At 71.3% G+C, this 23,401-nt stretch carries 24 protein-coding genes and 1 tRNA gene; 16 read left to right on the top strand and 9 right to left on the bottom strand.

Going from position 1 to position 23,401, the window contains the following annotated elements; translation table 11 throughout:
• Nucleotides 1–48: 48 nt before the first annotated feature.
• From MED01_RS19380 to corA, 3 genes are all read left to right on the top strand, one after another.
• Complete coding sequence (locus MED01_RS19380) at nucleotides 49–507, top strand: ester cyclase (RefSeq protein ID WP_124770741.1); 459 nt, start codon at nucleotides 49–51, stop codon at nucleotides 505–507.
• A 106-nt stretch (nucleotides 508–613) separates the two neighbouring features.
• Complete coding sequence (locus tag MED01_RS19375) at nucleotides 614–1,708, top strand: aminotransferase-like domain-containing protein (protein ID WP_238669978.1); 1,095 nt, start codon at nucleotides 614–616, stop codon at nucleotides 1,706–1,708.
• A gap of 321 nt (nucleotides 1,709–2,029) precedes the next feature.
• Nucleotides 2,030–3,184: a magnesium/cobalt transporter CorA gene (gene corA, locus MED01_RS19370; protein ID WP_238669977.1), complete on the top strand. Its 1,155-nt coding sequence runs from the start codon at nucleotides 2,030–2,032 to the stop codon at nucleotides 3,182–3,184.
• 82 nt (nucleotides 3,185–3,266) lie between these two features.
• On the opposite strand, the gene MED01_RS19365 is transcribed toward corA, so the two are convergent.
• Nucleotides 3,267–4,046 carry a hypothetical protein gene (locus MED01_RS19365; protein ID WP_238669976.1) on the bottom strand — a complete coding sequence of 260 codons (780 nt, stop codon included), beginning with the start codon at nucleotides 4,044–4,046 and terminating at the stop codon, nucleotides 3,267–3,269.
• Between the two features lie 84 nt (nucleotides 4,047–4,130).
• On the opposite strand from MED01_RS19365, the gene MED01_RS19360 reads away from it, so the two are divergent.
• Both MED01_RS19360 and MED01_RS19355 read left to right on the top strand, forming a co-directional pair.
• Nucleotides 4,131–4,661 (top strand): peptidylprolyl isomerase, encoded by a 531-nt coding sequence (locus MED01_RS19360; RefSeq protein WP_124859782.1) that lies wholly within the window; start codon nucleotides 4,131–4,133, stop codon nucleotides 4,659–4,661.
• A gap of 94 nt (nucleotides 4,662–4,755) precedes the next feature.
• Nucleotides 4,756–5,667, top strand: a complete 912-nt coding sequence (locus MED01_RS19355) for a rhomboid family intramembrane serine protease (RefSeq protein ID WP_238669975.1) — start codon at nucleotides 4,756–4,758, stop codon at nucleotides 5,665–5,667.
• 16 nt (nucleotides 5,668–5,683) lie between these two features.
• Here the strand turns inward: MED01_RS19355 and MED01_RS19350 are convergent, their stop codons facing one another.
• The gene (locus tag MED01_RS19350; protein ID WP_238669974.1) at nucleotides 5,684–6,112 is read right to left on the bottom strand and encodes a PH domain-containing protein; all 429 of its coding nucleotides are present in this window, start codon (nucleotides 6,110–6,112) and stop codon (nucleotides 5,684–5,686) included.
• A gap of 112 nt (nucleotides 6,113–6,224) precedes the next feature.
• Here MED01_RS19350 and MED01_RS19345 point away from each other — a divergent pair, with 112 nt between their 5' ends.
• The 6 genes from MED01_RS19345 to MED01_RS19320 all read left to right on the top strand — a co-directional run bounded on the left by MED01_RS19345 (nucleotide 6,225) and on the right by MED01_RS19320 (nucleotide 11,982).
• Nucleotides 6,225–7,397 carry a thiolase family protein gene (locus tag MED01_RS19345; protein WP_238669973.1) on the top strand — a complete coding sequence of 391 codons (1,173 nt, stop codon included), beginning with the start codon at nucleotides 6,225–6,227 and terminating at the stop codon, nucleotides 7,395–7,397.
• A gap of 55 nt (nucleotides 7,398–7,452) precedes the next feature.
• A complete protein-coding gene (locus MED01_RS19340; protein WP_238669972.1) occupies nucleotides 7,453–8,466 on the top strand; it encodes a phosphotransferase family protein in 1,014 nt (337 codons plus the stop codon).
• Between the two features lie 111 nt (nucleotides 8,467–8,577).
• Nucleotides 8,578–9,084, top strand: a complete 507-nt coding sequence (locus MED01_RS19335) for a hypothetical protein (protein WP_238669971.1) — start codon at nucleotides 8,578–8,580, stop codon at nucleotides 9,082–9,084.
• Nucleotides 9,085–9,173: 89 nt separating this feature from the next.
• Nucleotides 9,174–9,866: a response regulator transcription factor gene (locus MED01_RS19330; RefSeq protein ID WP_238669970.1), complete on the top strand. Its 693-nt coding sequence runs from the start codon at nucleotides 9,174–9,176 to the stop codon at nucleotides 9,864–9,866.
• Between the two features lie 28 nt (nucleotides 9,867–9,894).
• Nucleotides 9,895–11,325, top strand: a complete 1,431-nt coding sequence (locus MED01_RS19325; RefSeq protein WP_372493687.1) for a sensor histidine kinase — start codon at nucleotides 9,895–9,897, stop codon at nucleotides 11,323–11,325.
• Nucleotides 11,326–11,382: 57 nt separating this feature from the next.
• Complete coding sequence (locus MED01_RS19320) at nucleotides 11,383–11,982, top strand: hypothetical protein (protein ID WP_238669968.1); 600 nt, start codon at nucleotides 11,383–11,385, stop codon at nucleotides 11,980–11,982.
• 57 nt (nucleotides 11,983–12,039) lie between these two features.
• On the opposite strand, the gene MED01_RS19315 is transcribed toward MED01_RS19320, so the two are convergent.
• Together MED01_RS19315 and MED01_RS19310 are read right to left on the bottom strand one after the other, a co-directional pair.
• Nucleotides 12,040–13,641 (bottom strand): ricin-type beta-trefoil lectin domain protein, encoded by a 1,602-nt coding sequence (locus tag MED01_RS19315; protein WP_238669967.1) that lies wholly within the window; start codon nucleotides 13,639–13,641, stop codon nucleotides 12,040–12,042.
• A 229-nt stretch (nucleotides 13,642–13,870) separates the two neighbouring features.
• On the bottom strand, nucleotides 13,871–16,090 hold the full coding sequence (locus tag MED01_RS19310) for a glycosyltransferase family 39 protein (protein ID WP_238669966.1): 2,220 nt from the start codon (nucleotides 16,088–16,090) through the stop codon (nucleotides 13,871–13,873).
• Between the two features lie 123 nt (nucleotides 16,091–16,213).
• Between MED01_RS19310 and MED01_RS19305 the strand changes: the two genes are divergently transcribed.
• Entirely contained in the window at nucleotides 16,214–16,921 is a 708-nt protein-coding gene (locus MED01_RS19305; RefSeq protein ID WP_238669965.1) for a glycosyltransferase family 2 protein, read from the top strand.
• Here the strand turns inward: MED01_RS19305 and MED01_RS19300 are convergent.
• Together MED01_RS19300 and MED01_RS19295 are read right to left on the bottom strand one after the other, a co-directional pair.
• Nucleotides 16,907–17,800, bottom strand: coding sequence for a transketolase family protein (locus MED01_RS19300; RefSeq protein ID WP_238669964.1), 894 nt, complete (start codon nucleotides 17,798–17,800; stop codon nucleotides 16,907–16,909). The two genes, MED01_RS19305 and MED01_RS19300, sit on opposite strands and share 15 nt — an antisense overlap.
• A 5-nt stretch (nucleotides 17,801–17,805) precedes the next feature.
• A complete protein-coding gene (locus tag MED01_RS19295) occupies nucleotides 17,806–18,501 on the bottom strand; it encodes a thiamine pyrophosphate-binding protein (protein WP_238669963.1) in 696 nt (231 codons plus the stop codon).
• Between the two features lie 47 nt (nucleotides 18,502–18,548).
• Between MED01_RS19295 and soxR the strand changes: the two genes are divergently transcribed.
• Nucleotides 18,549–19,022 carry a redox-sensitive transcriptional activator SoxR gene (gene soxR / locus MED01_RS19290; RefSeq protein ID WP_238669962.1) on the top strand — a complete coding sequence of 158 codons (474 nt, stop codon included), beginning with the start codon at nucleotides 18,549–18,551 and terminating at the stop codon, nucleotides 19,020–19,022.
• A gap of 28 nt (nucleotides 19,023–19,050) precedes the next feature.
• On the opposite strand, the gene MED01_RS19285 is transcribed toward soxR, so the two are convergent.
• Entirely contained in the window at nucleotides 19,051–20,049 is a 999-nt protein-coding gene (locus MED01_RS19285; protein ID WP_238669961.1) for an NAD(P)H-quinone oxidoreductase, read from the bottom strand.
• A 161-nt stretch (nucleotides 20,050–20,210) separates the two neighbouring features.
• On the opposite strand from MED01_RS19285, the gene MED01_RS19280 reads away from it, so the two are divergent.
• Together MED01_RS19280 and MED01_RS19275 are read left to right on the top strand one after the other, a co-directional pair.
• A tRNA-Ser gene (locus MED01_RS19280) sits at nucleotides 20,211–20,300 on the top strand.
• A 623-nt stretch (nucleotides 20,301–20,923) separates the two neighbouring features.
• Complete coding sequence (locus tag MED01_RS19275) at nucleotides 20,924–21,163, top strand: hypothetical protein (protein ID WP_238669960.1); 240 nt, start codon at nucleotides 20,924–20,926, stop codon at nucleotides 21,161–21,163.
• Nucleotides 21,164–21,172: 9 nt separating this feature from the next.
• Here MED01_RS19275 and MED01_RS19270 read toward each other — a convergent pair whose 3' ends face one another.
• Nucleotides 21,173–22,375, bottom strand: a complete 1,203-nt coding sequence (locus MED01_RS19270; protein ID WP_238669959.1) for a low temperature requirement protein A — start codon at nucleotides 22,373–22,375, stop codon at nucleotides 21,173–21,175.
• A 51-nt stretch (nucleotides 22,376–22,426) separates the two neighbouring features.
• Nucleotides 22,427–22,615 (bottom strand): hypothetical protein, encoded by a 189-nt coding sequence (locus MED01_RS19265; RefSeq protein WP_238669958.1) that lies wholly within the window; start codon nucleotides 22,613–22,615, stop codon nucleotides 22,427–22,429.
• Nucleotides 22,616–22,725: 110 nt separating this feature from the next.
• Here MED01_RS19265 and MED01_RS19260 point away from each other — a divergent pair, with 110 nt between their 5' ends.
• Nucleotides 22,726–23,268 (top strand): YbhB/YbcL family Raf kinase inhibitor-like protein, encoded by a 543-nt coding sequence (locus MED01_RS19260; protein WP_238669957.1) that lies wholly within the window; start codon nucleotides 22,726–22,728, stop codon nucleotides 23,266–23,268.
• Nucleotides 23,269–23,401 lie beyond the last annotated feature (133 nt).

Below are 23,401 nucleotides of genomic sequence, written 5' to 3'. Positions count from 1 at the left end.
ACATCCCTTGCGGGCGCGGAGGTGCCGTGGCCCGTGGGGGAGGTCCCGATGCGCGACGCGGAGCGGCTGGTCGAGCAGCAGTACGCGATGCTCCTGCGTCGGGACGTGGCCCGGCTGCCGGATCTCTACGCCCCGGAGGCGTTCTACGCCATGCCGGGCGTGACGGTCCGTCCGATCGAGCTGCCCGCGCTGCTGCGTACCTGGACCGGCGCCTTTCCGGATCTGCGGGTCGACCCGATGGGCGCGGTCCGCACCGGCGGTGGCGCCGCTGTCGAGCTGCGGCTGACCGGCACCCACACCGGCACCCTGCATTCGCCGTACGGCACCGTCGCGCCCACCGGCAGGCTGGTGAGCTGGGAGGTGGCCGACGTGGTCCGGGCCCGCAAGGGCCGGATCACCGCCTGGCGCTCCTACTTCGACTGGAGTCAGCTCCTCGACGCGCTCGGCGTGCAGTTGGAGGGGCTTTCCCGGGCCGCGCAGCACGACGCGCTCGCCCTTCCGGTCTGATCTGCCGCCGACCGGTGGAGTGCCGTCACCCGACCCGGTGGCTCAGGATGCGGACATCGCCGTGCCGACCGCGCGTCCCCCGCCGCCGCCCGTACGCTCAATATCCATGACCGCCGAGCAGTTGATCTCCTTTGCCCGTGGGGCTCCCTCGCTGGACATCGTCGATGTCGAGGGGCTCAAGGCCGCCGCCGTACGCGCCTTCGACGCCGACCCCGCTGGGGTGACGGCGTACGGCACCTCCGTCGGGTACCTTCCGCTGCGAAAGTGGATCGCCGAGAAGCACGGGGTCGAGGCCGACCAGGTGCTGGTCACCAACGGGTCGCTTCAGGCCGACGCGTTCCTCTTCGACCACCTGGTCCGCCCCGGCGACGCGGTGGTGGTGGAGCGCCCGACGTACGACCGGACGTTGCTCAACCTCCAGCGGATGGGCAGTGAGCTGCACGGCATCGCCGTCCAGCCGGACGGCCTGGACACCGCCGAGCTGCGCAAGCTGCTGGAGTCCGGGGTCCGCCCCCGGCTCGCGCACGTCATCCCGAACTACCAGAACCCGGCCGGCATGACGCTCTCGGAGGAGAAGCGCCGGGAGCTGCTCGACCTGGCCGCCGAGTACGAGTTCACGATCTTCGAGGACGACCCGTACGCGGATGTCCGCTTCCGGGGCGAGGCGCTGCCGTCGATGCTCTCGCTGGACACCCGCAATGTGGTGGTGCACGCGTCGAGCTTCACCAAGACGGTCTGCCCGGGTGTGCGGGTCGGTTACCTGGTCGGCCCGGCGGACCTGATCGCCTCCATCGCGAAGAACGCGACGAGCCTCTACATCTCCCCGGGGATGGTGTCCCAGGCGATCGTGCACCAGTTCTGCGTCTCCGGTGACATCGACCGCTCGATCGAGACGGTCCGGGCGGCGTTGGGTGAGCGGTCCCAGGTGCTCGCCGAGTCGTTGCGCCGGCACCTGCCGCAGGCGCGGTTCGTGGAGCCCGACGGTGGCTACTTCCTCTGGGTGGAGTTCCCCGAGGACGTGCTTGTCGACCGGCTCGCTCCGGCGGCGGCCGAACGCGGGGTCGCCGTGGTCAAGGGCAGCGACTTCATGCTGGACGGCGGCCGGCACGCGCTCCGACTGGCTTTCTCGGCGGTGACCGCCGACCGGATCGACGAGGGTGTCCGGCGGCTCGCCTCGGCCGTCGAGGCCGTCCGCAGCTGATTTAACTGTCGGGTTCCTGACAGAACGACGATGCCGGCCGTCCCGGGTCTCCCCTGCGGGCGGCCGGCTGGCCCACAATGCTGCGAGCGTCACCCCGCCAACTGCGGAGTTCACCGCCCGGCCTCCGGGCCGGCCCCGCCGGGTTGACGCGGCAGCACAACCTCCCGCCCCCACAGGTGCCGGGTGGGCCGTGTCGTCCCCCGCACACCCCCCGATGCGGCCCGGCCCGCCCGGCGCCGCCCCACGCGACCGCCGTCACACCGGTCCTCGACCGCGATCGGCGTAGCCTGCAAGCCGCAGCTGAGCGCGGGAGGTGACGCGATGACGGATCGGACAGAGCGGGACCGGACGGCACCGTCGACCACCGGTCGGGTGCTGCGACCTCGGGCGTGGCCCTCCCCGGTCCGGGCGATGACCCGGATCCTCAACGCCGACGGTTCGCCGCCCGTGCCGGCCCCGACGGGCACCGGCACCGGCCGCAGCGCCGTGGTCGACTGCGCGCTCTACGTCGACGGCCGGCGTCAGCCCGGCGACTGGACCTACGCGGAGGCGTTGGCCGCTGCCCGCCGCGAGGAGCACGGCTTCGTCTGGATCGGTCTGCACCAGCCGGAGCTGGCCGAGATGACAGCCATCGCGGAGACCTACGGCCTGCACGAGCTGGCGGTCGAGGACGCGGTCAAGGCCGAGCAGCGCCCCAAGCTGGAGCGGTTCGGCGACGTCGTCTTCCTGGTGCTGCGCACCGCCCGTTACTGCGAGCACACCGAGCTGACCGAGAACTCCGAGGTGGTGGAGACCGGGCAGGTGATGCTCTTCATCGGCCCGAACTTCGTGATCAGCGTCCGGCACGGCGATGCCTGCCGGCTCGCCCCGATCCGCGCCGACCTGGAGACCAAACAGGAGTTGCTGCTGCACGGCCCGTGGGCTGTGGCGTACGGGGTGACCGACCGGGTGGTCGACCTCTATCTGGAGGTGGCCGAGCAGATCGAGGACGACCTGGACGTGCTGGAGGCGGAGGTCTTCGACCGGCACGGCCACGGGCGGATCCAGCGGATCTACCAGATGAAGCGGGAGCTGGTCGAGTTCAAGCGGGCGGTGGTGCCGTTGCAACGGCCGCTGATGACGCTGACCTCCCAGGTCAACCGGGACGTGCCCAAGGAGATCCGCAAGTACTTCCGGGACGTGCAGGACCACCTGAGCCGCACGGTGGAGCAGGTGAACTCCTACGACGACCTGCTGAACTCGATCCTCCAGGCGCGGCTGGCCCAGGTCACCGTCGACCAGAACAACGACATGCGCAAGATCGCCGCGTGGGCGGCCATCGCCGCCGTCTGGACCTCCATCGCCGGCGTCGAGGGCATGAACTTCGACAACATGCCCGAGCTGAAGATGACGTACGGCTATCCGGTGGCCCTCGCCCTCATGCTCGGCGTCTCACTGGCCCTCTACCGCTGGTTCCGCCGCAACGGCTGGCTCTGATCCCTGCGACAGCGCCGCTCAGGCGGAAGCGCCGGCGAGGTGGGGGACCCACTCGCCGGCGCCCGATGCGCTGCTGGTGACCTCAGCGGCGGCCGTTGGTGCGGGCCGTGTCCTTGCCCAGCGCCTTGGTGAGGTCGTCGGTCGGCCGACCGGAGACGTCGGTGGCGCCCTCGGCGACCGACGGGACCTTGTCGGTCGGGCGGACACCGGTCTGCTTGGCCGGGGTGGTGGTGCTGGCGCTGGAGCCGCTGGCCACCGCCGAGCTGCCCGCGCCGGTCATCCCCGCCGCGCCGGACATGGCGGACCCGTCGGACCCCCGGGCCGCGGACGGCGTACGCACCTCGATCGAGTCGACCTCGTCGCGCATCGGCTCCAGGGTGCTGCGGGTCGGGTCGTACTCGGCCCACTCCTGCTGCTCCCGGCGGCGGCGCAGCGCGACCGCGCCGGCCACGCCGGCGATGGCACCCGCCGCCAACAGGCCGGTCATCATCGAGCCGCGACGACGCGGCTGCTTCTTCTTACCGGTGATCCGCATGGTCTTCGACTTGGCCTTCCTGGTCAGCGGCCCTGCCTGCGCGGCGCCGTCACGAGCAGCCGCCGCCAGCGGTGCCAGCGTGGTGAGAGTGGTCCCCCAGCCGGTCGACGCGCGGTCGCGTACCAACGCGGCGGTCGGTGCGACGTAACCCCGGGCCACCTGGACCCGCGGGCCGACGGTCGCGCCAGCGCCCTTCGCGGCGTGGTTGGCTGCCAGCATCAGGTGGTTGATGCTTTGGTTCAGCTCGGCCAAGGCCTGCTGCCCCTGGGACTTACGCCGCCCGAATCCAAACACGGTCCTACCTCCTGGGAGTTGTTCCTTCGTCATCCTCCACCTTCGGATGCCTCCGCGATGCCAGATCGGGCACATGGGAGGATCCGCATGGAACTGACCAACGAGTGAGGAGTACCCGTGGCCGAGGCTGTCTACGCCACCCTGCACACCAACGCTGGCCCGATCCGGCTGGAGCTCTTCCCCAACCACGCGCCGAAGACCGTCCGCAACTTCGTCGACCTGGCCGAGGGCAACCGTGAGTACACCGACCCGCGCACCGGTCAGCCGGGCAGTGGTCCGTACTACGACGGCACCATCTCGCACCGGGTGATCAGCGGTTTCATGGTCCAGATGGGCGACCCGACCGGCACCGGCCGGGGCGGACCGGGCTACAAGTTCGCCGACGAGTTCCACCCGGAGCTGCGGTTCGACCGTCCGTACCTGTTGGCGATGGCGAACGCCGGACCGGGCACCAACGGTTCGCAGTTCTTCATCACCGTGTCCCCGACGCCGCACCTCAACAACCGGCACACCATCTTCGGCCAGGTCGCCGACGAGGAGTCGGTGAAGGTCGTGGATTCGATCGCGAGCACCCCGACCGGTCCGAGCGACCGTCCGCTCCAGGACGTCGTCATCGAGCGGGTCGAGATCGAGCGGTCCGCTTCCTGAGTGACTGGCGAGGTACCTTTGCTCGCATGATTGAGCGCTCCGGAGCACGGCCGGTGCCGGTGGACCGTGTGGTGGCGGCGGGAGGGTCGGCCCGGTGAGCGAATCTCCGCCGACCACCCCGGTCTGCTACCGGCACCCCGGCCGGGAGACCTACGTCCGGTGCACCCGCTGTGACCGGCCGATCTGCCCGGACTGCATGCGGGATGCCTCGGTCGGGCACCAGTGCCCGGAGTGCGTCGACGAGGGGCGTCGCAGTGTCCGGCCGGCGCGTACCGCCTTCGGCGGCGGTACGGCCGGCCGGCACGGCTATGTCACAAAGGCGCTGATCGCGCTGAACGTGCTGTTCCTGCTGGTCTCCATCGCCTCCGCCCGGGGCGGGGACGCGGCGGTGGGCGGCTCCGGCTTCGGCGGCCTGATGGGTGGCAGCACGCCGCTGACCGAGTGGGGTGCGGTGCTCGGCCGGGCCTACCTCTCCGACTACACGCTGGGAGGGATCGCCGAGGGCCAGTGGTACCGGCTGGTCACGGCGATGTTCCTGCACTACGGCGTGCTCCACCTGCTGCTCAACATGTGGGCGCTGTGGATCCTCGGCCGGTCGCTGGAGGCCAACCTCGGGCGGGCGCGGTTCGCCGCGCTCTACCTGATCGCGGGCCTCGGCGGCAACGTGGCCGCCTACCTGTTCAGCAGCCCGCGGGCGGCCACCGTCGGCGCGTCGACGGCCGTGTTCGGTCTCTTCGCCGCGCTGATCATCATCGAGCGCAGGTTGGGCCGGGACATTTCCCGGATCATCCCGATCCTGGTGATCAACCTGGTGTTCACGCTGGCCGTGCCGGGCATCTCGATCCCCGGGCACCTGGGCGGGCTGGTGGTCGGCGCGTTGATGGCGTTGGTGCTCGCGTACGCGCCGCGTGGTCGGCGCACGCTGGTGCAGGTCACCGGTGGGGCGCTGATCCTGCTGATCCTGCTCGCGCTGGTGCTCTTCCGGACCGCCGCCCTGCTCACCTGACCGGGCGGGCGGCACCTCACCTGACCGGGCGGGCGGCGCGCAGGGCGGTGGCCACCTCTTCCGGGGTGGCCCCCAGGTCGTACCGGCCGAACAGGTGCAGCGAGTTGCCCGCGTCGATCTCCAGGGTTTCGCTGGTCAGCCCCAGTCGGGGTCGCCGGTCGACGGCGATCGCCTCGACCGACGACCACTGCAGCAGCCGCCGACCGGCGAAGCCGTGGATGACTGTGAGCCCGGCCGGATCCACCGCCAATCGGACCGGGGCGACCAGGTCACGTACCGCCCAGCCGGCCAGCGCGGCGGCGGCCAGGACGGCCAACGCCAGGCGGACGGCGTCGCCGTCGGCGAAGAGCAGCCCGAGCGCGACGAGCAGGACGGCGCCGGCCAGCTTCGCCGCCGGCAGGCTCGACGGCACCCGCCATTCCTGTCCCGGGGAGGTCTCATTCACCCGACCAGCATGCCAGCGGCCGTCGGATTCCGGCACCTCGTGCGGGTGTGGCCGGACGACCGGTCGATGGACGACGTAGGATCGGGGCAGCCCAAGTTACCGGGGAGTAAACATGAGTGACGCGGTCATCGTCGGCGCGGTACGTACCCCGGTCGGGCGGCGCAAGGGCAGCCTCGCCAGCGTCCACCCGGTCGACCTCTCGGCGCACGTGCTGCGCGCCCTCGCCGAGCGCACCGGGCTCGACCCGGCCCAGGTCGACGATGTCTTCTGGGGCTGCGTGTCCCAGGTCGGCGAGCAGTCGTGGAACATCGCCCGCAACGGCGTGCTCGCCGCCGGCTGGCCGGAGACAGTGCCCGGCACAACAGTCGACCGGCAGTGCGGCTCCAGCCAGCAGGCCCTGCACTTCGCCGCCGCGACGGTGCTCTCCGGTCAGGCCGACCTGGTGGTCGCCGGCGGCGTCGAGTCGATGACCCGGGTGCCGATGGGTTCCAGTGTGGCCGGCGGCATGCCGTTCAATGACCAGCTGCGCGCCCGTTACCGGGGCGTCGAGGGCTTCGCCGACGACGCGCCCCTGCCGTTCAACCAGGGGGTCGGTGCCGAGCTGATCGCCCAGCGGTGGCGCCTCTCGCGCACCCAGCTCGACGAGTTCGCGCTTGCCAGCCACGAGAAGGCCGCCGCCGCGCAGGACGCCGGCGCGTTCGACCCGGAGCTGACCGCGGTGCCGCTCGCCGACGGTGGCAAGTTCGCCGCCGACGAGGGCATCCGCCGGGAGACCTCCCTGGAGAAGCTGGGTGAGCTGGCCACCCCGTTCCGGGCCGACGGCGTGGTGACCGCCGGTTCCGCGTCCCAGATCTCCGACGGTGCCGCGGCCCTCGCAGTGACCACCTCCGACTGGGCCAGCCGCCACGGCCTGCGCCCGTTGGCCCGGATCCACACCGCAGTGGTCGCCGCCGACGACCCGGTCACCATGCTCACCGCGCCCATCCCGGCCACCGCGAAGGCGCTGCGCCGCGCGGGGCTGGGCATCGAGGAGATCGGCGTGTACGAGGTGAACGAGGCGTTCGCCCCGGTGCCGCTGGCCTGGCTGGCGGAGACCGAGGCGGACCCGGAGCGGCTCAACCCGCGCGGCGGAGCGATCGCCCTCGGCCACCCGCTCGGCGGCTCCGGTGCCCGGATCATGACCACCATGCTCCAGCACATGCGGGACAACGGCATCCGCTACGGCCTGCAGACCATGTGCGAGGGCGGCGGCATGGCCAATGCCACAATCGTCGAGCTGATCTGACCCGGGGCGGGAAACGCCTCGCCTCGACGCGGAACGGCCGCCTAAGGTGCCCAGCGTGACGACGATCGCCGGTGAGCGCATCCCCGACTGGTCCAACGAGCAGTGGCAGGTGCGGGCCCGATCCTGGGTTGACGCGCAACTGAGCCGGGCCGGCCGACGGGTGACCGGGCTGGTGGAGCCGAGGCTGCGACCCTGGTCGCTGGTGTGGCGGGTGCCCACCGACGACGGCCCGGTCTGGTTCAAGGCCAACAACCCGGGCACCGTGCACGAGGCGGTCCTGATCGCGGCGCTCGCCGAGTTGACGCCCGACCGGGTGCTGACGCCGATCGCTGTGGACCCGACGCAGGGCTGGTCGCTGCTGCCCGACGGCGGCGAGTCGTTGCGTGACGTGCTGGCGCGTGACCCCGATCTGACGCACTGGGAGCGGGCGCTGCCCGGGTACGCGGCACTGCAACTGGCGAGCGCGCCGCGCGCGGACGAGCTGGTCGCCCTGGGCGTGCCGGATCAGCGTCCGGAGGTGCTGGCCGATCTCTTCGTCGAACTGCTCGACGATCGCGAGGCGCTGCTGATCGGCACCGAGGGCGGGCTCAGTCCGGAGGTGCACGAGCGGTTGCGGGCCGAGTTGCCGTCGTACGCGCAGCGGTGTCGCCGGCTCGCCGACATCGGCATTCCGGCCACCGTCCAACACGACGACCTGCACGACGGCAACGTCTTCGCCGGTGACGCCGGCTACCGCTACTTCGACTGGGGCGACGCCTCGGTGGCGCACCCGTTCGGCACGTTGCTGGTGACACTGCGTGCCGTCGGGCACGCGGGGAAGCTCGCCGCCGACGACGCCCAACTGGTCCGGTTGCGCGACGCCTACCTTGAGGCGTGGACCGACCGGTACGACCGGCGGACCCTCGTGGAGGCCGCCGACCTCGCGATCGGTCTGGGGCCGGTGAGCCGGTCGCTGTCCTGGCGTCGGGCACTGGACACCCCCGAGGAGTCCCGCGCCGAGTACGCCGACGCGGTCCCGGGTTGGCTGGAGGAGCTGTTCGCCGCCAGTCCATTTCAGCCGAACTCCTGACCATGATCCGTCCGAGTCGGAAAGCGGACAGGCAGTGCGACAGGCGGCGTGGAACTTCCAAAAAACCCGCGTGACCCACGTCACCCTGCTGGGGACGTCGTTGGGCAGGTCATGGACGTCTTCTCCCGAACGTTCCTCCCGGCCGCCGCTGAGGCTGGCCTGGCCGTGCAGACGGTGAGCCGGCACATGCCGGTCTTCCGGCGCTGCGTCGGCTCCGGTGACGCCACCATCCTGGTCACCCGTTGCAGCCGCCCCGACCGCCCGGTCACCGGCGACTACCTGTTGCTACTCACGCACCGCCGCCTGGTGGTGACCCAGCAGACCCGGCTCCTGCACCGACTGCGCCTGCATCTCAACACCGAGCTTCGCGAGCTGAGCAACGTCACCTGGAGCCCGGACCCGCGGCTGCAGTCGGTGGAGATGGCGGCCACCGCGATCGACGGGATCCGTGAGCGGTTCCTGATCCGGACGACTCACCCGAAGCAGGTCTGGCAGCTCGACGCGTTGCTCAACCAGGCGTTCCGGACCCGCCTTCGGCCGCCCGGCGCGCGGGTCGTCGCCAGCATCGGCGACGCACCGGCCGCCGCCCGGCCCGGGATGTTCGCTCCGTCCTGGTGAGCTGACCCTGATCGGGCGTCGCACCGCCTTTACCGAACCCGAACACGCGCCGATCGCGCCGAGCCCACCGGGTCGGCAATCATGGGCCGGTGACAGTCGAACCACCGCATCGCGGGCTCGTCCTCGTCGTGGAGGACGAGCCGGCCATCGCCGACCTGGTCCGGCTCTACCTGACCAGGGACGGGTTCGGCGTCCACCTGGAACGTGACGGCGAGGCCGGTCTGAGCGCGGCCCGCCGGTTGCGTCCGGTGGCCTGCGTCCTGGACATCGCGCTGCCGGGTCTGCCCGGCACCGAGATCTGCCGCCGGCTGCGCGAGGCCGGCGACTGGACCCCGGTCATCTTCCTCACCGCCCGCGACGACGAGGTGGATCGGATCGTCGGCCTGGAGCTGGGCGCCGACGACTACGTCACCAAGCCGTTCAGCCCCCGGGAGTTGGTTGCCCGGGTCCGCGCGGTGCTGCGCCGATCCGCCGGCGGCCCGGAGGGCGCGGACCGCCAACGTGTCGTCGGCCCGGTGACGCTCGACCCGGCCCGCCGCACTGTCACCGCCGCCGGTGCCCCGGTGCAGCTCACCTCCACCGAGTTCGACCTGTTGGCCCACCTGATGGCCCGGCCCGGCCGGGTCTTCACCCGGGAGGAGTTGCTGGCCGGAGTGTGGGGCTACGCGGCGCACGCCGGCACCCGGACGGTGGACGTGCACGTTGCCCAGGTGCGGGCGAAACTCGGCCCGGCGAGCGTGATCCGGACCCACCGCGGCGTCGGGTACGCGGTAGATGCCTGACCACACCGGGCACGTCGAGTCGCCGACCATGGCCCTGCCGGTGGTCGGCGCCGTCAGACCCACAACACCCCGACGAGGCCGACCCGGCCGTACGCTGACCGCCCGGGCGGTGCTCGTCACCTGCGCGGTGGCGCTGGTGTCGGTGCTGGTCACCGCCATCGTCGCGGTGCCGTTGGCGATCCGTGGCGCGGAGCGGAGCGAGCAGGAGGCGCTCGCCGCCCAGGCCCGACTCGCCGCCGAGGTGTTGCGGACCCGCCTCGACCGGGGTCGCAGCGCCGACGAGGAACGGCTCATCCAGCAACTGCGCGACCAGGGCATCGACGCGTACCTGATCCGCCGTGGCGCTGTCGACCGGGCGGGTCTGCCACAGCGGGTGGTGCAGCGGATCGGGCAGGGCCGCAACGTGTCGGCTCGCCGCTCGGTGAACGGTGAGCGGGCCCTGGTCGAGGGTCGGGCCCTGCCCGGCGGCAACGGGGTGGTGCTCTCCCGCCCACTGGCCGACGGGCTGTGGGCCCGGGTGCTGCTCAGCCTGTGGTTGCCGCTGCTGGCCGGGTTGACAGCCGGTGTGGTGGCCGGGCTGCTGCTGGCCCGTCGGCTGGCCCGGCCGATCCGGGTCGCGGCCACCGCCGCCGCCCGGCTGCGCGCCGGTGACCGCAACGTCCGGGTGCCGGTCGAGCCGCCGGACGAGGTCGCCGACCTGGCCGAGGCGTTGAACGGGCTGGCTGCCGCGCTGGCCACCAGTGAGGGCCGACAGCGGGAGTTCCTGCTCTCCGTCTCGCACGAGCTGCGCACCCCGCTGACCGCGATCCGGGGGTACGCCGAGGCGCTCGCCGACGGGGTGCTCGGCGCCGACGACACTGTCGACACCGGTCGGACGATGCTGGCCGAGGCGCAACACCTGGACCGGCTGATCGGCGACCTGTTGGCACTGGCCCGGCTGGAGGCCGCCGACTTTCCCCTCGAACCGGTGCCGGTGGACCTGACCCGACTGGCAGTGGACGCGGAGCCGACCTGGTCCGGTCGGTGTGCGGCGGTGGGCGTGCCGTTCCGGGTGGAGACGCCCGGTCAGCCGGTGCCCGCGTACACCGATCCGGGGAGGATCCGGCAGGTGCTGGACGGGCTGCTGGAGAACGCGCTGCGGGTCGTACCCCCGGGGTCGCCGGTGGTGCTCGCGGTCCGGGCGGCCGGCGCGGACCCGGCGCACGGCGGCGTGTTGGAGGTTCGCGACGGCGGGCCCGGCTTCACCGACGACGACCTTGCTGTGGCCTTCGAACGCGGTGCGCTGCACGAGCGTTACCGGGGGGTGCGCAAGGTGGGCAGCGGACTGGGGTTGGCGCTGGCCGCCGGGCTGGTCCGCCGGTTGGGCGGGGAGATCGCCGCGGGGCACGCGCCGGAGGGCGGTGCCGCCTTCACCGTCCGGCTGCCCGGTGATCCTTACCTGACCCGAACATCGGCCTGACGCTCCGCTCGTCGTTCCCGGGAAGGCTGAGGGTTCCACTGACAGAGAGGGAGAGTCATGCCACGTTGGGGTATCGCCACCGGCACCACGGCACTGCTCGCGGCGGTCGCGCTCGGCGTCAGCGGGTGCGGCGCGGCCGAGGTGGCCAGCCAGCCCGCCCGCGATGTCGCCGTCGAGGTCGCCGCCGCCATGGGAGTCGAGGGTCAGGCGCTGGCCGCGATGGGTTTCGACGCCGACGACCTGGACGTGCTGACGGTCGCCGCACCGGCCACGCCGACGCCCGGTGCGTCCCCCAGCGCGCAGGAGAAGGCCCGGGAGAAGCGCGGTGAGGAGTGGCGCAAGCGCCGCCAGGCCCGCGTGCTGCTGCGCAAGAACACCCTGCACGGTGAGGCGGTGGTGAAGACGAAGGACGGCGGTACGCAGACCGTCGCCGTGCAGCGCGGCGAGGTGACAGCGATCGACGGCGACTCGATGACAGTCAGGTCCACCGACGGCTTCACGATGACCTGGACCTTCGGTGACGACCTGCGGGTGGTCGAGCGGCGGGCCACAGTGCAGCCGAGCGAGGTCACTGTCGGCGCGACGCTCGGCGTCGCCGGCGCGAAGGACGGCGACAAGGGCGTGGCCCGGCTCATCCTCGTTCCCCGCGCCAAGTGAGCGCAGGGGCCCTGGCGTCAACCAGGGCCCCTGCCCTCGTCAGCGGCCGCGTTCTCGTCAGTAGACGCGGGAGCCGATGAAGTCGTCGTGACCGTAGCCGACCGGGTTGGCGGCGGTACGGGCCTCGAACGACCACTGCTGCCGGGTGCTGCTGGAGCAGTTCGCCAACCGCAGGCGGGAGCTGCCCAGCAGCGGGTTGTCGAACGCCACACAGAGGTTGGTGGCGGCGGCCGGCTTGATCTGGTTGCCCACGAAGACGAACTGCTGCGCTCCGGTGCCGTTGCAGTCGTAGATGTTGACAGCGGTGCCGGCGGTCATCGAGCTGTTCGCTACATCCAGGCACCGGTCGTGGGACAGCTCCGAGTGCAACGACCGTCGAGCCGAGTCGTACCAGAAGCCCTGGTTACGCCCACCGTGGCAGGAGTACGGCTGCTGCGCGGTGCCGTTGCGGGAGTCGTACCCCTTGCCGTCGACGCAGGTGCCGGTGGCGAGGTTGCGCAGTTGCTTGAACTGCATCAGGCCGGAGTAGAGCACGCCGCTGCCGGTGCTGGCCGGGTCGACGCAGCTGGCCCGCGTCTGGCCGGAGTTCCAGAACTGGGTGATGCACTGGGCGAACATGCCGTGCCCGCGGGCGTTGGGGTGGAACGACTGTCGGGCGGCGTTCTCGTTCCAGATGCCGACCTCGATGAAGAGGCCACGGACCGAGGTGTTGTCGGTGCACACCTCGTGCCCGTGGAAGAGCCGGCTGGCGTCCAGGTAGCGGGTGCCGGTGTTCGCCGCGGCCGAGCGCAGCGCCGACTCGAACATCGGCACCGCCTTGTTCCGGGCGAAGGCCGCGTCGGCCAGGTAGAGCAGACATCCGCCGGAGTACCAGCCGGGGAAGTTCGGGTTGTCCTCCACGTCCGGGCTGCCGGGGCTCGGGTACGACATCAGCACCAGTTCGTAGTCCGACAGCAGGTAGCCGGCGTTGGTCATGGTCTGCCGGATGTCGGTCAGCGCCGACTCCACCGCCTGCCGGCTGCCGTCGGTGCGAATGGTCCACTGGTCGGTGTAGGTGGGGTAGCAGGCGCCCTGGAAGAAGACCCGGCGGACGGCGCAGTCGGTGGCGACCGGACCGAACTGGATGGTGCCGTCACCGTTCGCGCCGACCACCACCCAGATCAGCTTCACGTGCGTGTTGCGTGCCTTGATGCCCAGGTAGTCGCCCTGGTTCAGCTCGTTGTGCTGGGTCGGGCCGCCGGCGATCAGGTTCCAGGGGGTGGCACCGGAGCAGGCGATGTTGTACTGCGCGTCCGACGCGATGCCGGTGCGGAACACCGCCTGGTCGTAGGAGCGGTCGCACCAGTTGCCGTCCTGGTGGGTGCCGGGGACGTAGTTGCCGACCCCCTCACCGGAGATCTCGCTGTCACCCATGGTGATCAACGAGGTGCGGCGCTGTTCGATAGGGCGGATCGCCGGGCTGCCGTAGAGGGCTGTCGCCTCGGCGGCCCGGATGGCTTCGAGGTTGGCGGGCAGTGGTTGGACGGCTGGTCGATCGGCGGCGGTGGCGGGGGTGGCCGGTCCGGCGAGCATCGGTAGGACGAGAGCGGCGACGGCGACGGCGACGGTGATGGCCCGTCGTCGGGTCGCGCGTTCGGGCCTGGCGGGGATTGCAGGCATCGACGCACTCCTTTCGGCTCAATCGCGGGACGTCGATTGAGTTACCAGACGGTAACGTGCGGATCAACGGATGTGAATGCTCCTCAGATCCTTGCGCGCGGGATGCAGAACCGCCCGGATCGGACTATCCGGGCCCGCGCGCCGGGCTGGCTTCTGGTTCAGCGGCCCGGCTGAGCGCGGCGACCGACGTGGCGACGGCGGCGAGCGCTGCGGCCCGGCCCGCTGTGGTTCAGCGGCCCGGCGGCAGGGCGTAGCCGACGTAGCCGCGGAACTCCAGCCGCCAGCCGGCCGGGACGAGTTTGGCGCAGGCCGCCTTGTTGCCGGTGCAGACGATCGCGTCGACCGAGGAGGGGTCGGCCGGCGGTCGTTCCGGCAGCACCGACTGCAACGCCACCAGGTCCGGTGAACCGCCGTCGGGCTGCCGCAGCAGCAGCCACCACGGGTACTCCCAGTTGTCGTTCTGCTGCGCCAGCCCGATCCGCTGCGCACCGCTGTCCTGGACCGCGGTCGCCGCCCAGCGGAACTCGTCGGCCCACTGCGGGCGGCGCAGGAACCGGGTGTCCCAGTCCGAGGTGGTGAAGACCGAGCCGGAGCCGACCAGCCGGCGGGGGAAGCCGTACGACAGCGCGAGCACCCCGGCCAGCGCCGAGGTGGCCAGCACGGTGACGGCCGCCACGGTGGCAACCGTTCGACGCCCACCCGCGTGGTTGCGCAGGACAGCGTCCAGCCAGAGGCCGGCGAGGGGCACGGCGAGCACCACGGCGTAGAGCAGCAGCCGGTTGCCCCACGGCTGCCACTTGATCATCGCGGTGTGCAGCAGCACGGCGGTCAGCACCACCACGGCGTACGCCCGCAGCGACCCGGCCCGCTCGGGGGCGATCCGCCGTGGTCGGGCGAGCGCGATCACCGCACCGATCACCGCCAACGCCCCGGCCAGCGGAAACGCCACCCGGTCCTCGTCCGGATACCAGGCTGGCTCCGGGAACAGTTCTCGCCCGAAGGTGATCGCGCGGTCCTGCGGGTCGACCCCGATCGCCTCGGCGCCACTGATGATCAACTCAGCCCCGGCCCGACGCAGCGGCGCCAGCGGCGTGTCGAACGCGGTGTGCCCGATCCGCAGCGCGTTGACCACTGTCGACGCCGGGTCGTGCCGCTCCATGGGGATGGACTCGCGCAGCCGGGGCGGCCCCAGCGGGTGCCCGAACTCGGCGGTCACCCGGGCCAGGAACGGGCCGACCACCACGGCGGCGACCACCAGGATCAGCACCGAACCGCCGACAGTGCGGGCCAGCCCGCCGACCGGCCGGGACCGTCGAGCCGCGCCCCCCGCTGCCGGGTCGGTCGACGCGGCGTTCCCGCTCCGGGCCAGCCGCAACTGGGCCAGTCCCCAAAGCACCAGCAGCGGGCCCACAGCGATCAGGCCGCTGGTCTTTGTCACAGCGGTCAGCCCGGTGGCCGCCCCCAGCCCGAGCAGCGTGCCCCAGCCGGTCCGTCGACTCAGCCCGTCCAGCGTCACTGTCGCCGCGCAGGCCACCCACGCCGCGCAGATCAGGTCGGTCTGCGTGCTGGTCGCCTGGAGTACCACCATCGGCGTGGTCGCCAGAACGAACGCGGTGAGCAACTGGGCGCGCCGGCCGCCGCCGAGCTGTGCGGTGATCCGTGCGGCCACCAGAAGGCAGACCACCCCGGCCGCCCACTGCACAAGGTTGTACAGGTGATCCCCGCCGGTGAGCAGGCGCAGGTGCAGCAGCAGGTACTCGGCCCCGGGCGGGATGGTCACCTGCCGGTGGATCGCTGTGGGCCAGAAGTCCAGGTCGCCCTGGGCCACCCAGTGCTCCACCTTCGGCAGGTGGTACGTCTGCGAGTCGAAGTTGTTCGGCTCGGCCAGCAGCGCGACAAGCAACTCCACCAGGACCAGCCCGCCGACCGTGCCGGCGAGGAGCCGCTCACCCGGTCGGGCCGTACGCCACGCGTCGACAGCCACGGCACGAACGTCAGCGAACCCCCGACCAGCCCGGGTCGGCGCGGGGGCGGGTTCACTGCGTTCCGCGGCCGGGGCGGACACGTCGGGTCCGCCACCGGACGCCGCCGCGCCGACCGGCACCGGATGCTGTGCGGCGCTGACTGCCGGCGCAGCGCTGACCGGCACCGGTGCAGCGGCTGGTGGCGGCCCGAGGCGGGTCGCCCGTCGCCAGCGCAGACCGGCCACCACCGAGGCCGCGACCAGGAAGAGCAGCCAGGCGACGGTGAACGCGCCTCGGGTCAGCGCGTGTGTCGCGCCGAGCACCTCGACGACGAGCACCGCGTACGCCCCGGTGAGCAGGACGGCGCGCACCACAGCGAGCCGCAGCGGTGCCACCGCGCCAGCCTCGCGTGGCATCGCCGCGACGATGAGCAGGACCACCGCGGCGACAGGAACCACCGCGAGCAGGGAGCCGGCAGCCGACATGGCGGAAGTAAACACCATTGATCTGAGGCCGCCGCGCCGACTGCCCAGCGGTAGCGGTACGCGGTAAACAAACTAACCAGGCTAGGCTATGGCCGACGTGTTGCCGCCACCGTGGAGATCCCCGTGAAGCTCTCGATCCTCATGCCGGTCTACAACGAGGAAGAACGCATCGCGGATGCCCTCAAGCAGGCATTGGCGGTTGACTATCCCTGCGAGATCGAATTGGTAGTCGTCGACGACGGCAGCCGCGACGGCACCGGCGAGGTCCTCGGTCGCGCCGACGACGCGCGCCTTCGGGTCATCACCCACCAGCGCAACGCCGGCAAGGGCGCCGCCATCAAGACGGCTGTCGACAGCGCGGAGGGTGACTACATGGTCATCCTCGACGCCGACCTGGAGTACGACCCGCAGGACATCCCCAAGCTGCTCGACCCGGTGCTCGACGGCCGGGCCACCGTGGTCTACGGCAATCGCACCTTCGGCAGCCACAGCGCCTACAGCTTCTGGTACGTGATGGGCAACAAGGGCGTCACGATGGCGGCCAACGTGCTGTTCAACTCGTACATCGGCGACCTGGAGACCTGCTTCAAGCTGATGCCGGTGGCGCTCTACCGGTCGCTTCAGGTGCGCTCGCGTGGCTTCGGCATGGAGGCCGAGGTGACCGGCAAGCTGCTGCGTCGCCGGATCCGGCCGTACGAGGTGCCGATCAGCTACCGGGCGCGCGGCCGGGAAGAGGGCAAGAAGATCACCTGGAAGGACGGCGTCGAGGCGATCTGGATCCTCGGGCGCGAGCGCGCTCGCCGCCGCCCTGCCGTCTCAGCCGCCAACTGACCCCAGGAACGCGCTGATCGACCGCCGCAGGCCGTCGGCGTCCAGCCCATGCCACCGGGCGTGGTCGGCCGGATCGCCGTACCGCCGCAGGTCGGTCTGACCCACCCCGAGGGCGAGCAGCCGGTGCGGTACGTCCGCCAGGGCCCGGCTGACGAGCGCGCTCGACGTTCCCGCCAGGTACGGCTCGACAAGCACCACGTCGGTGTTGGCGAGCGCCCGCAGCCCGGGCGTGTCGAGCGGCCGGGGCGTGTGGGTGTACGCCACTGTCACGTCAATTCCCTCTGTCGCCGCCAGCGTGGGGCCGAGCATCGGCCCGACAGCCACCACGAGGGGCGCGTTCGTCAGGCCCCGCCGGAGCACCCGTAGTCGGGTGGCGCCCGGGTACGCCTCGGCGTTGCGCTGCTCGCAGAGCCGCAGGTAGATCGGATCGTCAGTGGTCACGGCGTCGCGCAGCAGCGGCGCCACCTCGTCCGGGTGGCCGGGCACCCGGACCGTCCAGCCGTCACCGAGGGAGTCGAAGAGCGCCACGTCTCCGGGCGACTGGTGGGTGCGGCCCTCAGCCGACCCGTCGTACGACGCGCCGATGCTGACCAGGACAGCGCCCACGCCCTGGTGGTCCAGATCCAACTTGATCTGCTCGTACGCCCGGTCCACCAGGAACGTCGCGTACGAGTGCGCGATCGGACGCAGCCCGGTCAGGGCGAGCCCGCCGGCCACCCCGATCATCAGTTGCTCCCGGATCCCGACGTTGAGCACCCGGTCCGGGTGGCGGTGGCCGGCTGAGGCGAACTGGCTCGCCGAGATGTCGGCCAGCACCAGTGCGGTACGCGGATCCTCGTCGAGGAGCGCAGTGGTGGTGTCGATGAAGGCGGTACGCATGTCGGTCATCCCTTGCTCTCGATGCGGGCGACCACCAGGTGGGGGTGTCCTGGTCGGTGCCCGGTCAACGCCGCGTACAGGGCTTCGTGGTCCCGGCCGTCGATGGTGTCGGCGGTCCACCCGTTGACCGTGAACCGGCTGGCGATGCCACCGGCCCACCCGTGGCTGGCCGACTCGTTGTCGACCACCACCGCGGTGAGGCTGTCCAGACCTGTCGCTCCCGCGTACGCGATCGCCTCGTGGTTGGACCCCTCGTCCAGTTCGGCGTCGCCGAGCAGCACGTACACCCGGGCTTTGCGCAGTCCCTGGGCGCGCAGGCCGAGCGCGGTGCCGACGGCCAGCCCGAGCCCGTGCCCGAGGGAGCCGGAACCGATCTCGACCCCGGGCACCAGGAGCCGGTCCGGGTGGTGGCCGAGCCGGCTCTCCGGCCCGGCCAGGTCGTCGAGCCAGGCGTCCGGGATGAAGCCGTGCGCGGCGAGCACCGCGTAGTAGGCGGCCGGTCCGTGGCCCTTGGAGAGCAGGAACCGGTCCCGCTCCGGGTCGTCGGCGGTGTCGGGGGTGACCCGCAGCACCCGGTCGTAGAGCACCTGGAGCACGTCGACGGTGGAGTGCGCGCTCGGCGCGTGCTTCTCGTCGCCGGTCAGTCGTCGGATCAGCCCGGGCAGTCGGGCGCTGCTGTCGGTGGGCAGTGTGGTGGTCATGCCACTACTGTGTGAGTTGAAGTGGACTTCAACTCAAGGACCTTGTGATGCCGGATCTACTGACGATCGGTGAGCTGTCCGCCCGCTCCGGGGTGGCACCGTCGGCGCTGCGCTACTACGAGCGACTCGGGCTGATCCGCGCCGACCGCACCGGCGGCAACCAGCGCCGCTACGCCCGCGTCGAGCTGCGTCGGGTCGCCTTCATCCGGATCTCCCAGCAGGTCGGCGTCTCGCTCGACGAGATCCGGGAGGCACTCGACTCGCTCCCCGAGGCCCGCACCCCGAGCCCGCAGGACTGGGCGCGGCTGTCGGCGAGCTGGCGCAGCCGGCTGAACGAGCGGATCCGGCTGCTCACCAAGCTCCGCGACGACCTGGACGGCTGCATCGGCTGCGGCTGCCTGTCATTGCAGCGCTGCACGCTCAACAACCCGGAGGACACGCTGGCCGGCGAGGGCCCGGGCGCCCGGCTGGTGCTGCCCCGACCGACCGACGATCCGACGCTGGCAGGCTCGCTCAGCTGACTGCGGACCGTCCGTCCGGCGGGCTCGCTCAGCTGACTGCCGAGCGTCCGCCCGGCGGGCGGGTGAGCAGCACCTTGCCGAAGTGGTCGTTCGACTCGACGAGCCGGTGCGCCTGCGCCGCCTCGGTCATCGGCAGCCGCCGGTCCACGATCGGCCGGATCCGGCCCGCCTCGACCAACGGCCACACCTCGTCCCGTACGCCCTGGACGATCTCCGCCTTCTCGGCGAGCGGACGGGACCGTAGCGACGTCGCGGTGACACTCGCCCGCTTGGTCAGCAGCGCGCCGAGATCCAACTCGGCCTTGCGCCCACCCTGCATCCCGATCACCACGAGCCGACCGCCGGTGGCCAGCGCGGAGACGTTCCGCCCCAGGTAGGACCCACCCATGATGTCGAGAATGACGTCCACACCGCGCCCGTCGGTGACCCGCCGGACCTCCTCGACGAAATCCTGCTCCCGATAGTCGATCAGGTGTGCCGCGCCAAGCTCACGCAGCCGATCGTGCTTGGTCTCCCGCGCGGTGGTCAGCACTGTCACGCCGAGGGCCGCCCCGAACTGCACGGCGAAGGTGCCGATCCCGCTGCCGCCGCCGTGCACCAGCAGCGTGTCGCCCGCGCCCAGCCGCGCCACCTGGATCAGGTTCGACCAGACAGTGCAGGCCACCTCGGGCAGTGCCGCCGCGTCGACCGGGTCGCACGCCGGCACCGGCAGCAACTGCCCGGCGGGGACCGCCACCCGCTCCGCGTACCCGCCGCCGGCCAGCAGCGCGCAGACCTGCTGCCCGACCGCCCACCCGGCGACCTCCGCGCCAACCTCCGTGATCACCCCAGAGCATTCCAACCCTGGGTACGCTGGCGCGCCCGGCGGCGGCGGGTAGTGCCCCTGCCGTTGCAGCAGGTCAGCGCGGTTGACCCCGGTTGCCCGCACGTCCACGATCACCTCGTTGGGGCCCGGCTCCGGGTCGGGCACCTCGGCCCAGACCAGCGCGTCGGGTCCACCGGGCTGCGGAATCGTGATGGCTCGCATGGGCCCAGTCTTCCCGATCTCACCGGGTGCCGCAGGCGCACCCTCCAGCCCACTGTGGACCGAGCAGACGGCCTGGCCGGCGCACCGGGGAGGGACGCCGGGCCGTCCGAAGCGAGCCGTGGCAGACTATGCGTGGCCGTACGCCCACGGGTGGCGGCCCAGGAGGGTTCGCCTAGTGGCCGATGGCGCTGGTCTTGAAAACCGGTAAGGCAGCGATGTCTTCGTGGGTTCGAATCCCACACCCTCCGCCATTCTTGATCCACTCGACTTCCCGGGAGTCGGGGTGTCCGGGGCTTCGGGATACCCCGATTTCACCGAACCCGAGTGGATCATCTGAGTCGAGGCCCGGCCGCTGCCAGCCGCCGGGTTCGACGGGGCGAGACGTATATCCACGACCGAGGCGCTCGGCAGGCGGCGCGGCGAGCAGGGTCCGCGCCGAGGCGATCCAGTTGGAGAGCCGGATCGCGGTGCCAGACCTGTAGGGGTACCTCCTGTCGCTGGGTACGCTGCGTACCCTTTGCGCCTGTCGTTGTTGCCTAGCGTCTTCTCACGATTGCAGTAGGTGTGCCGCGTCGCCCGGTTAGGGGCGATGGCTGCCGCCCCTGAGACGGGAGGGCATCGCGATGATGTGGCCGTTCAATCTGCTGTGTCGCCAAGCTAGGCGACTGGCGGTCTCTGCACCGGAAGGTGCCGTCGGTCCGGCGATTCAACAGGCAGAGCAGGAAGCCGCCCGAGCCCGGTTGCTGGCTCAAGCCCACCGCCGATCCACCGAATATCTCAACGCCGGTGTTGGCCGGTGATGGGCGAGGTCCCCACCACCACCGCGGCGGCCGTGAGAGCCCGATCGGCGCAGGGCCAACGGGCAGTTGGTGTCTTGGCGAGCCGCCTCGCCGACCAACACATCCCGCGACGGCCCGAGTGGACCTGCCGTACCTGCGAGCAGGACACTCCATGGCCCTGCGGTCCGGCCCGAGTACGCCTGTGCGAGGCGTACGGCCGGGACCGGATCGGGTTGTCCATGTACTTGGGCAGTCTGCACGCGGTGGTGGTCACGGAGCTGCCCGCCGTCGCCGCTGGCGAACTGTTCGAGCGGTTCGTCGGGTGGGCGCGTTGATCAGCCCGGTCACTCCGGTGAAGTCGCTGGCTGGTCGTTCGTCGCGGATCGCCTGGTCCACGTCTCGTAGCTGAGCAGCGCGGCGAGGAACGCGGTGAGCAGGCCGAGAGCGGCCAGGCCGGGCAGGTAGCGGCCGACGGGGAGCAGCAGCAGCGCCGCAGTAGGGGCGACGAACTCCCCCGGCCGGACGCACCGGACGCTGAGACTCAGGAACGCCGCCCGGCCCGCGAGGAACAGGGCGGTCCCGCCGAACAACGCGACGGCGGGCATCCAGTCCGAGATGCCGTGGGACTCCTCGTGTGCCAGGCCGGCCAGCACCTGCTCGACTCCCAGTGCCACGTAGATGGTCCCGGCGAGTACCGGGAAGTGGGCAACGCTGTAGGCGTCGGCACCAACGTGGGCCCGCCGCAGCCCGGACTCCGTCGTCAGCGCGTGCCTGGAGGTTGCCGCGCTCGCGGAGTAGAGCCAGTACAGGCACACAGTGACAGCCAGTGTGAGGAGCGCGGCCAGCAGGATCGGTCCACGGATCCGCTCAATCCCTACGCCGGCGGCAACCGAGATCAGGGATTCTCCGAGCGCAATGATCACCACGAGGCTGTGCCGCTCGGCGAAGTGGCTTGGACTTCGCACCGGCCACCCGCTCAGCATCGAGGACACCACCCCGCCGCCCATGTCGATGGTGAGGGCCAGCGCCCAGAGCAGGATCTGTGCGGTGCCGCCGAACACTGCACCGAGGACGAGTGGAATCCAGGACAGTGCGGTGGAGAGGGCGTAGAGGCGAATTGTCCGGCGCAGCTGCCGGTCGCCTGTCTCCACCCAGCGGAAGAGAACCAGATCGACCACTCGAAGCACGACGTAGGCCAGCACCAGGATCAGCCGGGACTGCGCAGTACCTGGTCCGGTCCTCCAGGCGTCGGGAATGACGAGAGCGATGAGGAAGACTGCCGCCATCGCGACGGTGACGCCGGCACGGATCAACCCGACATCGATCCGGACGTGGTTGCCCAGCCAGGAGTAGACCAGCCAGGAGATCCAGAGCAGCAGGAGTACGAGGAATCCCTGCACCAGAGACACCGGCGCGGGCCGCTGGCTCATGAACGTGGTGACCCGGATGAGCCCGAAGACGAACACGAGATCGAAGAAGATCTCGAACAGAATGGGTCGGTGTGTCTCGGGGGTCGCCATCGGTCGTGCCCCGAAAGTCCGGCCCATCAGGTCATCTTGACTGCCTACGGCGAAGCGGTCCGGTGCCCCGCGTCCCGGTCACTCCGGCGGGTCGGTGGCCCGCCGCTCCCGGCGGATCGTCTCGTCGGCCAGTCGCTCGACGGCGCGTCGGCGTTCGTCGGCGATGGCTCGCTCGTCCCGGCGGCGGAACGCGGTGAGGACGGCTACCGCGAAGTCCCGCCAGATGCCGGCCACGATGTCCCCCTGCGGAACTTTGCCCGAACTCAAACGTAGCTCCGCGAAACCACAGTCGGTCAGCGCGCGCTTCCGGTCGTCCAGAGGGCCGTGGCGGGGTAAGAAGGGGCTGGTATCTCCGCACATCGGAAGGACGCGTCCCCATGACCCTGGAACGACCGATCGCCCCGGACCCGTACGAGCTGCTGCCGACGGTGCCGTCGTTCACACTGACGAGTGACGACGTGCAGAACGGCGAGCCGATGGACGCCCGGCACGCGCATGGCAGCACCGGGGGCGACAACGTCTCGCCGCAGCTGACCTGGTCGGATTTCCCCGCCGAGACGAAGAGCTTCACGGTGACCTGTTACGACCCGGACGCACCGACCGGCAGCGGTTTCTGGCACTGGGTGCTGGTGAACGTGCCGGTCAGCGTCACCCAGTTGCCCACCGGGGCTGGCGGCGCGGCGGGCAGCGACCTCGGCGGGGCGTTCTCGGTCCGCAACGACTATGGCGAGCAGGGTTACGGCGGGGCCGCGCCGCCGCCCGGCGACCGCCCACACCGGTACGTCTTCGCCGTGCACGCCCTGGACGTCGACCGCCTGGACCTGACCCCGGACGCCAGCCCTGCCTACGTCGGCTTCAACCTGACGTTCCACACAGTGGCAAGAGCGGTAATCCGCCCGACGTACCAGATCAAGGACTAACCCGGACCTCTCAGCTCCCGCGATCTTGCACTTACTGTCCCGACATTCCTGACATACCAGGGCATAACGACGACAGGAAGTGCAAGATCGCCGGGGCGGGCCGGGGCGGGCCGGGGCGGGCCGGGCCGGGCCG

This window comes from Micromonospora alfalfae, from assembly GCF_022230925.1.
Taxonomy (GTDB): Bacteria; Actinomycetota; Actinomycetes; order Mycobacteriales; family Micromonosporaceae; genus Micromonospora; species Micromonospora alfalfae.
The sequence above is the reverse complement of the archived record's forward strand: the minus strand, read 5'-3'. Positions and strand labels throughout refer to the sequence as shown.

Coding starts and splice junctions, on each gene's coding strand:
- MED01_RS19285 (WP_238669961.1), bottom strand. CDS start 20,049: ATGCGAGCCATCACGATTCCGCAGCCCGGTGGACCCGACGCGCTGGTC.
- corA (WP_238669977.1), top strand. CDS start 2,030: ATGACGGATCGGACAGAGCGGGACCGGACGGCACCGTCGACCACCGGT.
- MED01_RS19300 (WP_238669964.1), bottom strand. CDS start 17,800: ATGCGTACCGCCTTCATCGACACCACCACTGCGCTCCTCGACGAGGAT.
- MED01_RS19270 (WP_238669959.1), bottom strand. CDS start 22,375: ATGGGCCGGACTTTCGGGGCACGACCGATGGCGACCCCCGAGACACAC.
- soxR (WP_238669962.1), top strand. CDS start 18,549: ATGCCGGATCTACTGACGATCGGTGAGCTGTCCGCCCGCTCCGGGGTG.
- MED01_RS19295 (WP_238669963.1), bottom strand. CDS start 18,501: ATGACCACCACACTGCCCACCGACAGCAGCGCCCGACTGCCCGGGCTG.
- MED01_RS19375 (WP_238669978.1), top strand. CDS start 614: ATGACCGCCGAGCAGTTGATCTCCTTTGCCCGTGGGGCTCCCTCGCTG.
- MED01_RS19320 (WP_238669968.1), top strand. CDS start 11,383: ATGCCACGTTGGGGTATCGCCACCGGCACCACGGCACTGCTCGCGGCG.
- MED01_RS19315 (WP_238669967.1), bottom strand. CDS start 13,641: ATGCCTGCAATCCCCGCCAGGCCCGAACGCGCGACCCGACGACGGGCC.
- MED01_RS19345 (WP_238669973.1), top strand. CDS start 6,225: ATGAGTGACGCGGTCATCGTCGGCGCGGTACGTACCCCGGTCGGGCGG.
- MED01_RS19310 (WP_238669966.1), bottom strand. CDS start 16,090: ATGTCGGCTGCCGGCTCCCTGCTCGCGGTGGTTCCTGTCGCCGCGGTG.
- MED01_RS19260 (WP_238669957.1), top strand. CDS start 22,726: ATGACCCTGGAACGACCGATCGCCCCGGACCCGTACGAGCTGCTGCCG.
- MED01_RS19335 (WP_238669971.1), top strand. CDS start 8,578: ATGGACGTCTTCTCCCGAACGTTCCTCCCGGCCGCCGCTGAGGCTGGC.
- MED01_RS19380 (WP_124770741.1), top strand. CDS start 49: ATGCGCGACGCGGAGCGGCTGGTCGAGCAGCAGTACGCGATGCTCCTG.
- MED01_RS19365 (WP_238669976.1), bottom strand. CDS start 4,046: ATGACGAAGGAACAACTCCCAGGAGGTAGGACCGTGTTTGGATTCGGG.
- MED01_RS19325 (WP_372493687.1), top strand. CDS start 9,895: ATGGCCCTGCCGGTGGTCGGCGCCGTCAGACCCACAACACCCCGACGA.